Origin of the sequence: Flavimaricola marinus (assembly GCF_900184895.1) — a bacterium.
Taxonomy (GTDB): Bacteria; Pseudomonadota; Alphaproteobacteria; order Rhodobacterales; family Rhodobacteraceae; genus Flavimaricola; species Flavimaricola marinus.
The window spans coordinates 59,350-72,945 of sequence record NZ_FXZK01000003.1; the positions used below are offsets into that span (position 1 = coordinate 59,350).

Genomic DNA, 13,596 nt, shown 5'->3' on the forward strand with positions numbered 1-13,596 from the left:
GGCTACATCCGAAAGAGGTGCGCCACAGGCCGAGCAGGGCCCAAACACATTCAATGTCCCGCCTTCCACGTTTCGTGGGGGTGCAAGCCGGTTTCGGCTTGTGGTTCGGTCCGGCAATTACCCTAGATATGACAGTCTTGGCGAAATACCGCGTATTGTGGCACTTTTTGTGCTACATTTTGCGGTTTTTTGGCGTTTTTTCCGTGACGACCCCGTGCACAGCCATTAGTATCGCGCTAAGACAGGCACGAATGCCCGGTGGGACGGGCCCATAACAAACAGGCGGACAGCGCGATGGCACTCAATCTCTCTATGCCGGGGCACGAAGACCTCAAGCCCAGGATCACCGTATTTGGCGTCGGCGGCGCTGGTGGAAACGCGGTCAACAACATGATCGAAAAAGAACTCGATGGTGTCGAGTTCGTGACCGCCAATACCGATGCGCAGGCTTTGCAGCAATCGCGCGCCACGGCGAAAATCCAGATGGGCGTTAAGGTCACCGAAGGGCTCGGCGCTGGCGCGCGGGCGACCGTCGGTGCCGCAGCGGCCGAAGAGAGCATTGAACAGATCGTCGACCACCTCGCGGGCGCACATATGTGCTTTATCACCGCTGGTATGGGCGGCGGCACCGGGACAGGGGCCGCACCGATCATCGCTCAGGCCGCACGCGAACTTGGTGTCCTCACCGTTGGCGTCGTGACCAAGCCGTTCCAGTTCGAGGGCGGCAAGCGCATGAAGCAGGCCGATGAAGGCATCGAAGCCCTTCAGAAGGTCGTCGATACGCTGATCATCATCCCCAACCAGAACCTGTTCCGGTTGGCGAATGAGAACACCACCTTCACCGACGCCTTCGCTCTGGCCGATGACGTGCTCTACCAAGGTGTCAAAGGCGTAACCGATCTGATGGTGCGCCCCGGCCTGATCAACCTCGATTTCGCTGACGTTCGCGCCGTAATGGACGAAATGGGCAAGGCGATGATGGGCACGGGCGAGGCCGAGGGCGACAACCGCGCCGTCGAGGCCGCCGAAAAGGCCATCGCGAACCCGCTTCTCGACGAAATCAGCCTCGAAGGCGCCCGCGGTGTGTTGATCAACATCACCGGCGGCTACGATCTGACGCTGTTCGAACTCGACGAAGCAGCCAACAAGATCCGCGAAAAGGTCGACCCGGAAGCCAACATCATCGTCGGCTCCACCCTCGACACCTCGATGGAAGGCAAGATGCGGGTTTCGGTCGTTGCAACCGGCATCGACGCAGCCGTCAAGAGCGCCGATTTCCCTGTGCCGCGTCGCTCCATGTCGCAGCCCCTGCGGGAGCGCGTCAGCCAGGAAGTCGCACCTGCACCCGCTCCGGCACCCGTGGTCGAGGAAGCGCCCGTCGCAGCACGTATCGCACCTGAGCCTGCACCGGCACCGGAGCCTGTCGTCGAAGAGCCGACCCTGTTCGACGAGCCGGAATACGACGACGTTGCCGAGGATGACAACTACGAAGACGACGCGCTGCCGCCGCCAGCGTATCAGCCACGGCCAGAGCCTGCGATGGATGCCACGCCGGAGAGCTTTGTCGCACCCCGTGCTCCCGCTGCCGGAACCCCGTCGCCCGAAGCACTGGCCCGCCTGCGCGCCGCTGTTCAGCAGGGCGGCGAAAATCGTCGCCCCGTGGCCGAGCCGGTCGCGTCTGCGCCTCGCACAGCCGACGGCGAGCGCCCGCGTTTTGGTATCGGTTCGCTGATCAACCGCATGTCCGGCGGCCAGGGCGAAGCACCGCAAGCAGCACGCCAGCAGCCGCGCGTCAGTGCTCAGCCCGTCGAGGCCGAAGCTGACCCGGATCAGGAGCGGATCGAGATTCCCGCCTTCCTGCGGCGCCAAGCCAACTAAGCAAGACGCAGCGTCATTTCAGAACGGGCCGCCATAGTGCGGCCCGTTTTCCTTTTCAATACAACAAATTACGGACAGGCTGTGGCATCAGTTGACGTGGGCGTCACGGATGTTTCAGACCGTTGCAAAGAGTGAGTTGAGCAATCGGGCGAACCGGATTAACCGAAGATAGGTCAAAATTCGTTAAGAAACCTGAGGCAGAATCCAAGTGCAACGCACGCTCTTAAAGCCAGCTACCTTCGCCGGAACAGGCCTCCATTCGGGGCGTCCTGCCCGTATGGTCGTGCGTCCGGCACCGGCGCATACAGGTATTCTGTTCAAACGAATGGACGTGCCCGCAGTCGAGGCGATCATACCCGCACTTTGGGATCGGGTCATCGTGTCGCCATTGAACACGCGTATTGAAAACGCCTTCGGGCACAGTGTCTCCACGATCGAACATCTGATGGCGGCTTTGGCCGGCTGCGGCGTCCACAATGCGCTGGTCGAGATCGCCGGGCCGGAAGTGCCTGTGCTGGACGGTTCGTCCTCGGGTTTCGTGCGCGGGATCATGGCGGCAGGCCTTCAGCGGCAGGGCGCCGCTCTTGATGTCATTGAAATCCTGCAGCCTGTCGAGGTCTGTCAAGGCGACGCAACCGCCCGGATCGAACCGGCCGCGGGCGTCAGCATGGATTTCACGATCGAGTTTCCCGACGAAGCGATCGGCTATCAGCACAAGTCGCTCGACCTGTCGAACGGCGCATTTGTGCGCGAGCTTTGCGACAGCCGGACCTTCTGCCGCCGCGCAGACATCGACGCGATGCGCGCCGCGGGCAAGGCGCTCGGTGGCACCTTCGACAACGCGGTCGTGGTAGACGGGGCCGAAGTGCTGAGTCCCGGCGGACTGCGTCATCCGGACGAAGCCGTGCGGCATAAGATGCTGGATGCACTTGGCGATCTTTCGACCGCCGGTGTGCCGATCCTCGGGCACTACGTGGGCAACCGGGCAGGTCATGCCCTGACCAACCAGTTGCTCAGAGCGATGTTCGCGGCGCCGGATTCGTGGCGTTTGCGGCGTGCGGATGCGGCCTTGGCGGCGCGGCTTCCGGGTGCGGGGCTTGCCCCTGCCGATCTCGAAGCGGTCGCCTGATACTGCTTCGTGAGCACAGGCCCGCCGCATCGGCGGCAAAAGGCATTTTGCCCCCCGAATTTTCATGTTAGACGTTTGGAAATGTGAGCAAAGAGCTTCGCATCGATGGATGAGGCACAGGCGATCGGAACCCATGGCATGAAATTGTCTGGCCAACGAAAATTGAACCAGCGCATTGGTCGCAAACTCTGGATCGCAGGCGCTCTCGCGCTTGGGGTATTGGCGGGGTGCGATACATTCGATCCCAAGGCTGACGGGGCTTTGGACGGGTTCACGGCCGAACAGATCTTTCAGCGGGGCGAAGCCGAGCTCAATCGCGGCCAAGAGGACGACGCCGCGTTCTATTTCGGTGAAATCGAACGGCTCTATCCGTATTCCGAATGGGCAAAACGCGCGTTGATCATGCAAGCGTTTTCCTATCATCGGGATCAGGATTACCCGAACAGCAGATCCGCCGCTCAGCGGTATCTGGATTTCTATCCTGCCGAAGAGGATGCCGCCTACGCGCAATACCTTCTGGCGCTGTCATACTACGACCAGATCGACGCCATCGGGCGCGATCAAGGGCTGACGTTTCAGGCGCTTCAGGCCCTGCGGGCCGTGATCGAGCGCTATCCGGACAGCGAATATGCCCAAGCGTCCATCCTGAAATTCGATCTGGCGTTCGACCACCTCGCTGCCAAGGAAATGGAGATCGGCCGCTACTACCTCAAGCGGAATCATTTCGCCGCCGCTGCGAACCGGTTCCGGGTGGTCGTCGAGGATTTCCAAACCACGAGCCATACGCCGGAAGCCCTGCATCGTCTGGTGGAAACCTACTTGTCTTTGGGCCTGACCGACGAGGCGCAGACCGCTGGCGCCATTCTGGGATACAACTACCAGTCGACGGAATGGTATCAGGACAGCTTCGCTCTACTGACAGGGCAGGGGCTGGAGATGCGCTCGGTGGGCGATAACTGGCTGTCAGCGATCTACCGGCAGGTTGTCCGGGGCGAGTGGCTCTGACCGGGCGATCTTTCGCCTGACGGTGGGATCGTCCAGTTCGTTTCCAGGCCATCTTACCTTGCCGCACTGGCTTGTGGTAAGCTGTCCCTTGACCCACATGATCTTGCGGTCCATCAAGAATCAACTTTGCCAATTGGGGCCGTCATGCTGCGCAGTCTCGACATTTCGGACATGCTGATTATCGACCGGCTGAACCTCGCGTTTCAGCCCGGATTAAACGTGCTGACCGGTGAAACCGGTGCCGGCAAATCGATCCTGCTCGATTCCCTTGGCTTTGTGCTTGGCTGGCGGGGGCGGGCCGAACTGGTCCGCAAAGGGGCGGCTCAAGGGGAAGTGACCGCGACCTTTGATCTGCCTGATGATCATGCCGCTCATGCGGTTCTGGCAGAGGCCGGGATCACGGCCGAGGACGGCGAATTGATACTGCGTCGCATCAATACACCCGATGGCCGCAAGACTGCGTGGGTCAATTCCGTCCGCACCTCGGGAGAGGTCTTGCGGGCGTTGTCCGACACCCTTGTCGAACTGCACGGTCAGCAGGATGATCGCGGCCTGCTCAATCCACGCGGCCACCGCGCGCTCTTGGACGATTTCGCCGGGGTGACGGCCTTGCTGGAGGATGTTCGCGCAACATGGTCTGCAAGGCGCGCCGCTGACAAGGCTCTGAAAACGGCAATAGAGGCAGCCGAGGCGCTGCGGGCCGAGGAAGACTACCTGCGTCACGCTGTTTCCGAACTTGATGCACTTGCCCCGGAACCGGGGGAAGAGGCGCTCCTCGACAAGGAGCGGCGCGGCATGCAAGCGGCGGAGCGTATCCGCGAGGATGTCGCGCGGGCGCATGCCATCGTCACGGGCGACGGCGCCGAGGGGATGGTCAGCGACGCAATCCGATGGCTGGACGGTGCGGCGGCCTCAGCCGAAGGGCGACTTGAGGCTCCGCTTGAGGCACTCGCGCGGGCCGTGGATGCGCTAGGAGAGGCAGAGCAGGGGATTGCAGCCTGCCTCGACGCGCTGAACTTTGATTCGCACGCATTGGAAGCCGCCGAAGAGCGGCTCTTTGCGATCCGTGCCCTGGCCCGGAAACACGACCAGCTTCCGGACGACCTCGCCGACTTTGCCGAAACCTTGCGCGCTCGGCTGGAGGCGCTCGATGCCTCGGAGAAAGACATCGGAGAGGCGGAGGCCGCCTTGCTGCGTGCGGACAAGGCCTACGACAAGGCCGCGAATGCGCTGACCGCCGCCCGGACCGCAGCCGCCGAAAAACTGGCCAAATCGATGGCGGCAGAACTCGGCCCGCTCAAGATGGAGAGGGCGATCTTCACCGTGCAGATCGAGCCCGGCACACCCGGCCCCGACGGGCGGGATGACGTGTCCTTCCGGGTCGCCACCAATCCGGGGGCACCCGCCGGGCCGTTGGACAAGATCGCGTCGGGCGGCGAATTGAGCCGGTTCTTGCTGGCGCTCAAGGTTTGCCTGACGCAACAGACCGTCGGGCTGACGATGATCTTTGACGAGATCGACCGTGGGGTCGGTGGCGCGACCGCGGACGCCGTCGGTCGGAGGCTCGCGGAACTGGCAGAGGCCGGTCAGGTTCTTGTTGTGACGCACAGCCCGCAGGTTGCAGCTCTCGGAGCGCATCATTGGCGTGTGGAAAAGGCCGTCGAAGGACGCGGCGAGAGCGAGGTCACGACCTCGCGGGTGGTGCCTCTGAACCCGAGCGACAGGGTCGACGAAATCGCGCGGATGCTGGCCGGCGACCGGGTCACCGAGGCGGCCAGAGGTGCGGCACGCGAGCTGCTGTCCGGAACCGCGGCCTGACCGATTATTCGAGACTGAGGTCTCTTCGCTGGCGCACCCGCTGTGCTGGCAAAGGCAGTCTGAGGCCAAAGAACAATCCCAGCTTTTGACCTGTGGCAAACAGGACGAGCCGCCCGGAATGCGAAAAAACAAGCACAGCGGGGGTCTGTTTCGCGCTGAAATACAGTTGCGCCATTGCCAGCCCCCCGCCGGTCTCGTCGCCACGGCGATCTGCCATGACTGGTCTGAATATGGCAGCTCTCAGCGGCAAATACACACCGCGTCGTCCGCCTTTGATCTATGTGCTCTGGTGCCTTTCGGCGATTAGAAACCAATCTACTGAATGACTCCAACCTATCGCCAAGGGCTTTTCGCGCGCATCACCCATTTGGGGTAATTTACCGGAAGGTCAGGAATTCATTACTCAGTCGGCGCCACGATCTTGTCGATTTCCGCGAGGACGTCGCGCCATTTCAAGAAGAAAGCCAATTGGCCGGCATCCGGATAGACCCGGAAGTCGATCCAAGGGTAATCGCGCTGATGATCGGCCAGCGTGTCCCGTGGGACTTCGGGATCCTGCAATCCGTTGAAGAATATGACCTTGACGTGGCCGGGGCTTCCCGCAGGCTTGGTGGCCGCCGCCTCGAGCGCGGCGAGTTCGGCCGTCCAGTTCGAGGTTTCGTAAGCGACGACGAGGCGGGCGAAGGGCTCATGCGCCGAATGACCGTCCGACAAGGCCACCTCCGACCCGCAAACCATCGCCTCGAAGACCTCGTCGATCTCGAACGTCGCGACATCGGCCGCGGATTTCCCATAGACGGCATGGACAAAGGCCGACTTGCCCAACCGGTTGGCCAGAGCAAAGCCAGCCTTGACCATGAATGGCAACAGATGCGGTGTGTATCGCGCTCCAGCGAGAATGAAGCGGTGCCACTTGTCCATCCTGTCGTATTGAGCAGGCAAGGTGAGAGGGAGCACACCGGCGGCACAGAGCACGGCAGACACCCTTTCGGGATAATTCGCGTGCAGGGCAAAGGCGAGATAGCTGTCCGAGCCAAGGCTCAGGACAGGGACCTTCTCGGCGCCGAGATGGTCGAGGACGGCCACCAGATCATCGACGAGTTGTGTCACGAGAGGCGTATCGCGCGGCAAGGGATCGGATTGGCCATACCCGGCTCGGACGGGCACGATGATCTTCAGGCCCTTGCGTGCGGCTTCCGCCTCTGCGCTGGCTGGCCACCGAACAAGGCCATAGTCCAGATGCAGATAGAGACAGGGTCTGCCCTCCGGATCACCTAGTATCAGGAAATCCTGCTGCCGTCCGTCCGGCAGGGTGATGCTTTGGAACAGACGCGGGGCGAGGCTTCCCAGTCCGGTCGAGCTTTCGGGAATTTGTTCCGAAACGCTGCCGGTGTATTGCGCCATTTCCATGGTCGAGAGGGTCAGCCGGATCAATTCCGCCTGCGACCGGGTGCCTGTCTTGGACAGGATCGCCTTCACTTGCGCCCGGATCGTTTCGATCGACCGGCCTCGTTCTTCGGCGATTTGGGCCAGGCTGTGACCTTCGGCGAGGGACCGAACCACCTTGCCTTCTGCCGGTGTCAGAGAAAACGCGCCGCGCAGCAGTTTGGTAAAACCCTTTGGCCAGCCCAGTTCGGATGTGACCGCGATGACGAACGGTTGACCCTGCGCGGGACGAACCACCCGGAGGTGGACAAGCATGATGCGATCATCGCGACGGGTCTGCACACGCAAAATGACAGGCTCGCCAGAGTTTGCGCGCAGCATACGCTCGGTCTGACGCGCCAATTCCTCGGCCTCGCCATCGCCCAGTGCCAGATCGACGAGCTTGGCGCCCTGTGTCACCCCCAGTGCCAGTGCAGCTGCCGCATTGATCCGTGCGACGGTCAGGGTCTGATCGACAACAAACGCAGCAGATCTGTCGATCTTCGCAAGCAGATGGGCAGGATCGACGATCTGGTCCGATCCCGTGACCTGCGCCAACATCCGCTCGGCACGATGAAAATGGCTTTCGAACTCGGCAAGGCGCAGGGAAGGGTTCGACGTGTCGTTGGCCACGCTGCGTTGCGGCCCGATCATCGCTTCCCAATGGTCAAGAAGGGCCTCATAGCGCAGCGGATCGATCGCGACCTCGTAGAGGTCGTCGATCACCTGATCGGTCAGGTCGGTGCTATCGGTAGGAGGGTCTTCCTTGTACGCGTTCATTTGACAGACATCCCTAGGGATTTGACCAAATGGTAAGAACTTTGACCGATTCAGGAAAGGATTCTTTCCTGTCGGTCCCTAGTTCTGGGCGACGAGCTTGCCCGGATTGAGCAGATCCTCCGGGTCGAGCGCGCGCTTGATCGTTCGCATCACGTCCCAACCTGCTCCATGCTCGGCCTGCATGTAGCGCAATTTGCCCATGCCAACGCCATGCTCGCCGCTCACCGTTCCGCCATAATGCAGGGCGCGTTCCGAGATGCGGTGGCTCAGATCGTCGACGGCGGCGCGGTCCTCGGGATCATCGGGATCGAACAAGAGGATCGCGTGAAAGTTTCCGTCGCCCACGTGGCCCAGGATCGGACCGTCGAGCCGGCTTGCGGCGATGTCGGCCTGTGTCTCTGCAACGGCGGCGGCGAGATGAGAGATCGGGACGCAGGCATCCGTCACCAAAGCACGTTTGCCCGGATTTGCTGCCATGACGGCCCAGTGGGCCTTGTGGCGGGCTTCCCACAGCTTGGTGCGGTCTTCCTGCCGGGTGGCCGTGTCGATGCCACGGGCGCCATGATCCGCCGCGATCTCGCCAAAGCGTTCGGCCTGCTCGGCGACGGCCTGATCAGAGCCATGAAACTCCAGCATCAGATGCGGCAACTCCGGCAAACCGAGCCCGGAATAGGCGTTTACGGCAGCCACGGCGACCGCGTCGATGAATTCGATCCGGGCCATTGGTATGCCCATCTGGATCGTTTCGGTGACCGCTTCGACCGCGTCGTTCAGGCTGTCAAAGGCGCATACGGCGGCGCTGATCGCCTCGGGCTGTCCTTGCAGGCGCAGCGTCAGCTCCGTGACAAGGCCCAGCGTCCCTTCAGAGCCGACCATCAGGGCCGTGAGGTCATAGCCCGTCGAGGATTTGCGGGCACGGGTGCCGGTCTGAATCACGCGACCATCGGCCAAGACAACCTCGAGGGCGCGGACGTTGTCACGCATCGTGCCATATCTCACGGCGGTGGTGCCGCTGGCGCGGGTCATCGCCATGCCGCCAAGCGTCGCATTCGCGCCGGGGTCGACCGGAAAGAACAGTCCGGTCGCGCGGAGCGCCTCGTTCAGAGCCTCCCGAGTGACACCGGGCTGGACGCGCACATCCATATCCTCGGCATGAACCTCCAGAATTTGATCCATTCTGGAGAAATCGACCGTGACGCCTCCGCGGATCGCGAGCCCATGGCCCTCCAGTGAGGTGCCGGCGCCCCATCCGATGACGGGGCAGGCCTCCTGCGCACAAATCCTCATGATCTGTGAGACTTCTGCCGTTGAAATCGGCCAAACGACCGCATTGGGCGCAATCGGAGCGAAATGGCTTTCCGACCGACTATGGTGGTCCAGTTCTGCCTTGGTGCGACTAAACCGATCGCCTAAGAGGGTCTTGAGGTGTTCAAGGGCCGTTTCGATGGTCATGATCGCTCCATGGACTTGGGGAGGGCAAGGTGTCGCGAGACAAGGCAAAGGTCAAGGCCGGGGGAGCGGGCGAACCCGCATGATCGAACCGGCTGAAAAGCAGACCAAGGCGCGACCGACGGCGTTCGCAAGCGCGGTGAACGGCATCGCACGTGGTTGGGAGGTCTTGCGCACACGGGGGCCGAGCGAGGTCCAATTCTGGTTCATCGCACTACTTGTCGGGATCGCAAGTGGATTGGCGGCCATCGCCTTTCGCTTTGGGATCGAAAACCTCCAGGCGTGGATTTACGGTACGGACAACGTGCTCCAGTTGCACAGCCATATCGCCGGATTGGACTGGTGGTGGATCTTCCTGATCCCGGTGGGCGGCGGCCTCGCCGTCGGGCTGCTGTTGGACCGATTCACCGACGACGGGCGCGTGCGTGCAGTGGCCGAAGTCATCGAAGCGGCCGCGCTCAACAACGGTCGGGTGCAGCGGCGGCGCGGACTGGTCTCGTCGCTGGCCAGCCTCATCACCCTGTCGACGGGCGGATCATCTGGGCGGGAAGGGCCGGTCGTGCACCTCGCGGCGGTCTTGTCGAGCTATGTGGCTGGCTGGATCCGGGCAGACGGCATTCATGGGCGCGACCTGCTGGGCTGTGCGGTGGCGGCGGCGGTCTCGGCCAGCTTCAACGCCCCGATCGCCGGGGCGCTCTTTGCGCTGGAGGTGGTGCTTCGGCACTTTGCGGTGCATGCGTTTGCTCCGATTGCGATTGCCAGCGTGGCGGGAACGATCATCAACCGCTTGGTTTACGGGGACGTGACCGAGTTCGTCCTGCCGATGCAGTCGGCGTTGGAATTCTATGTCGAGTTGCCTGCGTTCATGATGCTTGGGCTCCTGTCCGGGATCATGGGGGTCGTGCTGATGCGGTCGATCTTCTGGGCCGACGACATCGCCAACGGCTGGCAAACGGCCACCGGGCTGCCGCGCTGGGCACGGCCCGCCGTCGCCGGAGCCATGTTGGGGGCCTTGGCGATCTGGTGGCCTCACATCATCGGGGTCGGCTACGAAACCACATCGCTGGCGCTGACGGGGGACCTCGTGCTGCGAGAAGCCGTCGTGTTCATCGTGCTCAAGGTCGCGGCGGTGGCCATCACGATGGGCGGGCGCATGGGAGGCGGGGTGTTTTCACCATCGCTGATGGTCGGTGCCCTGACGGGACTGGCCTTCGGGCTAGTCGCAACGTCGGTGTTTCCAGAGGTCTCGGGCGAACAATCGCTCTATGCGCTTGCGGGCATGGGCGCGGTGGCTGCCGCGGTGCTCGGGGCGCCGATTTCCACCACTTTGATCGTATTCGAGCTGACCGGCGACTGGCAAACCGGGCTTGCGGTGATGGTGACGGTGTCGCTCTCCTCTGCATTGGCGAGCCGAATGGTGGACCGGTCCTTCTTTTTGACACAGCTGGAGCGCAGGGGGGTGCACCTTGCTGCGGGGCCGGAGGCGTGGCTCTTGGGAACGTTCGACGTGCAAAGCATCATGCGGTCCCCAGACCATCCACGCGGCGCCAAGGCAGAGGCCTGCCAAGAGCTGGTGTTGGCGGGAACCTGGCTGGACAAATCGGCGACGCTCGAAGAGGCGATGCCGCTCTTCGAGAAAACCAATGCCGCATTTCTGCCGGTTGTGCATTTCCCGGGCGACGACGCGCCCCCGGAAGTCTGGGGCGCGCTGTTTCAGGTGGATGCGCTCAAGGCACTGAACAGGGCGCTGGTTTCGACCGCGGTCGAGGAACATTCCTGATAAGGCGAAACACACTTGCGACGCAGCCCGTTGCCGGCGCTGCGTCGTGAGTTTATTGGCCAAGATGAAGGGTCAGACCTCTTCGACAGTGACCTTATCGGCGTAGAATGCCAAATGGCCTGCAATCTCTTCCAAGCCGGGCTTCGGGTTTTCATAGGACCAGACAGCGTCCTTGATCGCACCGCTCTTTGCGATGATCGAGAAATAGGTCGCGTCGCCCTTGTGGGGGCAGGTGGTTTGCGTGTCCGACGGCTCGAGAAAGGCCATCGCGATGTCGGCCCTCGGAAAATAGATCACGCTGGGGTAATCCCCTTCGGTCAGTTGCAGCGCGTTCGTGCTCTCGCCCAGCACCGCACCGCCAGCGCGCACGACCCAAGTGCCGGTCGCGGGCCGTATCGTTATGTGGTCGGCCATAGATCTCTCTCCCCAAGGATTGAGCCGCCATTGGTAGGGCGGCGATATGACACCGAGGTGTCAAAATATGCGATGATTGCCATCGCGACATCAAAGTGCGGCGCAGGCCTGTGTCAGCCAAATAAGTGTGGCGTCGTCGACCCTTGGTCCGATGTGCTGCAACGTAGCGGCATGATACCAGTTGATCCAGTCCCGTTCCTGCGGCGATAGGCGATCGGTCAGGATCAACCGGCGATCGAAAGGGACCCAAGTCAGGGTCTCGAATGCGAGCATGTCGCGGTCGTCGCCGCCGCTGATCTTCGGGGCCGCGATGACGGCGATCAGGTTTTCGATCCGGATACCGAATGCGCCTTCGCGGTAGTAGCCCGGCTCGTTCGACAGGATCATGCCTTCATCCAACGGCACGTCCGAAATCCGCGACAGGCGTTGCGGCCCCTCATGCACGCTCAGGTATGCGCCGACACCGTGGCCCGTGCCGTGATCGTAGTCGCGGCCCAGTGTCCAAAGCGGGAACCGCGCCAGGCTGTCGAGGTGACCGCCGGTCACGCCGCGCGGAAACCGAGCCCGGCTGATCGCGATCATGCCTTGCAGGACAGCGGTATAGCTTTCGGCGGCGTCTTCGGGCGGCGGGCCGACCGCGATTGTCCGGGTGATGTCGGTCGTGCCGTCAAGGTATTGGCCGCCGCTATCGACGAGCAGCAATTCGCCATTCCGCACGGGACGGTCGGTATCCTCCGTCACCCGGTAATGGACAATGGCACCATGCTCACCCGCGCCGCAGATGGTTTCGAAACTGATGTCGCGCAGGGCGTTGGTCGCCCGGCGAAAGCCTTCCAAGGCCTCGACCACGGCGATCTCGGTCAGGCCACCTTTCGGCGCTTCGGCATCCAACCAGGCAAGGAACTGAACCATCGCGGCCCCATCCCGCAGATGGGCCGCTCGGGCTCCCTCCAGCTCTACCGGGTTTTTGCACGCTTTCGGCAGGGAACAGGGGTCCTGGGCTCGGGCGATGTCGGTGCCCGCAGCCTCCAGGATGGCGCGCACCGCTTCGGGGGCCGAGGCGGGATCGAGCCGAACCGGGCCGAACAGGCCGGCCAAAGCCGCTTCGAACTGGTCGATCGGGTGCGTGGTGACGTCCGGACCCAGATGCTGCACGATCACGTCGGTCTTGCCGGGGTGGGCAAACAACAGCACCTTCGCGTCGTCGTAGAGGATGGCATAGCATTGCGGAACGGGGTTCCGCTCTATGTCCGCGCCGCGAATGTTGAGCAGCCACGCGATGCTGTCTGGCAAGGTCAGCACTGCCGCCGGCTGACCGGCATCGCGAAGTGACTTGGCCAATCGCGCGCGTTTCTCGGCGTGGGGCTCACCGGCATTCTCGATGGGATATGCCGAGAAGGGCGGCTTGGGCGGGGCAGGGCGGTCTTCCCAAAGCGGATCGATCAGGTTCGGGCCCGGCCGCAGGGTGATACCTGCGGGCGCCAGCTTTGCCTCCAGATCCGCGATGGCCTTGACCGTATGGAGCCACGGGTCAAAACCGACGACGGCACCGGATGTCAGGTGCTTGGTCAACCAATCCGCCAGATTGACCTCGGGCCAGTTGACCGGCGTGAACTCCGGCGCCACCTGGCTGCACACCTGCACGCGGTAACGGCCGTCCACGAAAACGCCGGCCACATCCCGAGTGACAACGGCAAAGCCCGCAGAACCTGTGAACCCGGTGAGCCACTTCAACCGCTCGTCACAGGGGGCGACGTATTCGCCCTGAAAGGCATCCTCGCGCGGGACGATCAGGGTATCGAGGCCCTGCTCGACCATCGCACGGCGCAGTGCTGCAAGGCGGGGCGGACCCTGCTCAGGACGACTGGTCACTTCAAAGGTCTGAAACATCCTTTGGTCCTCTCTGTCAGGGGTGTGC

The 13,596-nt window shown here is 62.7% G+C and carries 10 protein-coding genes; 5 read left to right on the top strand and 5 right to left on the bottom strand.

Annotated elements, in window-relative coordinates:
* The first annotated feature begins 294 nt into the window (after positions 1–294).
* The 4 genes from ftsZ (at position 295) to recN (ending at position 5,830) form a co-directional block, all read left to right on the top strand.
* Complete coding sequence (gene ftsZ / locus LOM8899_RS09210; RefSeq protein WP_093992262.1) at positions 295–1,878, top strand: cell division protein FtsZ; 1,584 nt, start codon at positions 295–297, stop codon at positions 1,876–1,878.
* 208 nt (positions 1,879–2,086) lie between these two features.
* Positions 2,087–3,007 carry a UDP-3-O-acyl-N-acetylglucosamine deacetylase gene (gene lpxC / locus LOM8899_RS09215; protein ID WP_093991932.1) on the top strand — a complete coding sequence of 307 codons (921 nt, stop codon included), beginning with the start codon at positions 2,087–2,089 and terminating at the stop codon, positions 3,005–3,007.
* A 138-nt stretch (positions 3,008–3,145) separates the two neighbouring features.
* Positions 3,146–4,012, top strand: coding sequence for an outer membrane protein assembly factor BamD (locus tag LOM8899_RS09220; protein WP_093992263.1), 867 nt, complete (start codon positions 3,146–3,148; stop codon positions 4,010–4,012).
* Positions 4,013–4,156: 144 nt separating this feature from the next.
* On the top strand, positions 4,157–5,830 hold the full coding sequence (recN, locus tag LOM8899_RS09225; protein WP_093991933.1) for a DNA repair protein RecN: 1,674 nt from the start codon (positions 4,157–4,159) through the stop codon (positions 5,828–5,830).
* Positions 5,831–5,834: 4 nt separating this feature from the next.
* Here recN and LOM8899_RS09230 read toward each other — a convergent pair whose 3' ends face one another.
* The 3 genes from LOM8899_RS09230 to LOM8899_RS09240 all read right to left on the bottom strand — a co-directional run bounded on the left by LOM8899_RS09230 (position 5,835) and on the right by LOM8899_RS09240 (position 9,487).
* A complete protein-coding gene (locus LOM8899_RS09230) occupies positions 5,835–6,047 on the bottom strand; it encodes a hypothetical protein (RefSeq protein ID WP_093991934.1) in 213 nt (70 codons plus the stop codon).
* A 182-nt stretch (positions 6,048–6,229) separates the two neighbouring features.
* A complete protein-coding gene (locus tag LOM8899_RS09235; RefSeq protein ID WP_093991935.1) occupies positions 6,230–8,035 on the bottom strand; it encodes an alpha/beta fold hydrolase in 1,806 nt (601 codons plus the stop codon).
* 78 nt (positions 8,036–8,113) lie between these two features.
* On the bottom strand, positions 8,114–9,487 hold the full coding sequence (locus tag LOM8899_RS09240) for an FAD-binding oxidoreductase (RefSeq protein WP_093991936.1): 1,374 nt from the start codon (positions 9,485–9,487) through the stop codon (positions 8,114–8,116).
* 79 nt (positions 9,488–9,566) lie between these two features.
* Between LOM8899_RS09240 and LOM8899_RS09245 the strand changes: the two genes are divergently transcribed.
* Entirely contained in the window at positions 9,567–11,264 is a 1,698-nt protein-coding gene (locus LOM8899_RS09245) for a chloride channel protein (protein ID WP_093991937.1), read from the top strand.
* Between the two features lie 72 nt (positions 11,265–11,336).
* On the opposite strand, the gene LOM8899_RS09250 is transcribed toward LOM8899_RS09245, so the two are convergent.
* Positions 11,337–11,678, bottom strand: coding sequence for a DUF427 domain-containing protein (locus LOM8899_RS09250; RefSeq protein WP_093991938.1), 342 nt, complete (start codon positions 11,676–11,678; stop codon positions 11,337–11,339).
* Positions 11,679–11,768: 90 nt separating this feature from the next.
* A complete protein-coding gene (locus LOM8899_RS09255; protein ID WP_093991939.1) occupies positions 11,769–13,568 on the bottom strand; it encodes an aminopeptidase P family protein in 1,800 nt (599 codons plus the stop codon).
* Between the last annotated feature and the right edge of the window lie 28 nt (positions 13,569–13,596).